Origin of the sequence: Capillibacterium thermochitinicola, from assembly GCF_013664685.1 — a bacterium.
GTDB lineage: Bacteria > Bacillota > UBA4882 > UBA10575 > UBA10575 > Capillibacterium > Capillibacterium thermochitinicola.
On the sequence record NZ_JAAKDE010000054.1, the window covers coordinates 1 to 1331 of the forward strand.

General features: G+C 46.6%; 1 protein-coding gene. It reads left to right on the forward strand.

Going from position 1 to position 1331, the window contains the following annotated elements:
- Positions 1 to 229 precede the first annotated feature (229 nt).
- Positions 230 to 1331, forward strand: a 1102-nt coding sequence (locus tag G5B42_RS11205; RefSeq protein WP_181340558.1) for an IS256 family transposase, incomplete at its 3' end; no start/stop codon positions are given.

Sequence of the window (1331 nt, forward strand, 5' to 3'; positions counted from 1 at the left end):
AAATTATCCGGGTTCATTAATTGCGGAAGGATAAATTGAATTTCACTTCCTTATTACTCCAGTTGAAAGCAAAACTTTTCATATTGTCTAGTATTTATTATTGAGTACTAATAGTTGAGTCCATATAATGGTGTAAAAATGGTTTTCTGAAAAAATAGGAGAGCCATTAACAAATTCCTCAGTTAGAATAGAAGTTGGACAAACCAAAATTCTAAGAGGAGGAATTTGAATGGCTCAATACCAGATTACCGTAGATCAAGAACTTTTGCACCGTCTATTTTTAGGCAATAACAAGGATTCCGGTGTGTCAGCGTTATTGGAATCGATATTGAACCAGATTTTGCAGGCGCAAGCCACCGAACAGCTTCAAGCCGAACCATACGAACGCACTGATAAAAGGAAGGGGTATCGTAACGGCACACGCCCGCATACACTAACCACCCGGGTGGGAACCATAGCCTTACATGTTCCGCGTTTTCGTAACGGTCAGTTTTCCACCGAGATGTTTGCCCGCTACCAGCGGAGCGAACAGGCCTTGATACTGGCCCTGATGGAAATGGTAATCAACGGGGTCTCTACCCGCAAGGTCAGTCAGATAACGGAAGAGTTGTGTGGTACCGAATTTTCCAAATCCACTGTTTCAGAGTTGTGCAAGAAACTGGACCCCATTGTGAACGCTTGGAATAACCGGGACTTGCGGGAAAGATGCTATCCTTTTGTCTTGGTGGACGCTTTCGTACTGAAGATTCGTGAAGACGGTCGCGTCCGTTCCCGGAGCGCTATGATCGCTATCGGCATAAATATCGAAGGCTACCGGGAAGTTTTAGGTCTCATGCTGGGCGACAGTGAATCCGAAGCCAGTTGGAGCCAGTTTTTTTCCTGGCTTAAAAGCCGTAACCTGCGTGGTGTCGAACTGGTAGTATCAGATGACCATGGCGGCCTGGTCAAGGCGGTTCGCCGCTACTTCCAAGGTGTTACCTGGCATCGCTGCCAAACCCACTTTATGCGTAATATCATGGACGCTACGCCTAAGTCGGCAAAAGAAGAGCTTTATCCGCATCTGCGAGCTATTCTGGATGCGCCTGATATCGGTACTGCCCGGTTGTTATTGAATCAAACCTTGGAGACATTTGAGAAAAAAGCACCCAAGGCCATGCAAATACTTGAAATGGGCTTTGATGACGCTACCGCGGTCCTTATGCTGCCGAAAAAATATCGCCGACGTCTGCGTACTACAAACGCTGTCGAGCGTCTTATCGAAGAGATTAGGCGCAGAGAACGAGTTATCCGTATTTTCCCGAACCGGGAATCGGCAATTCGCCTAATTGGAG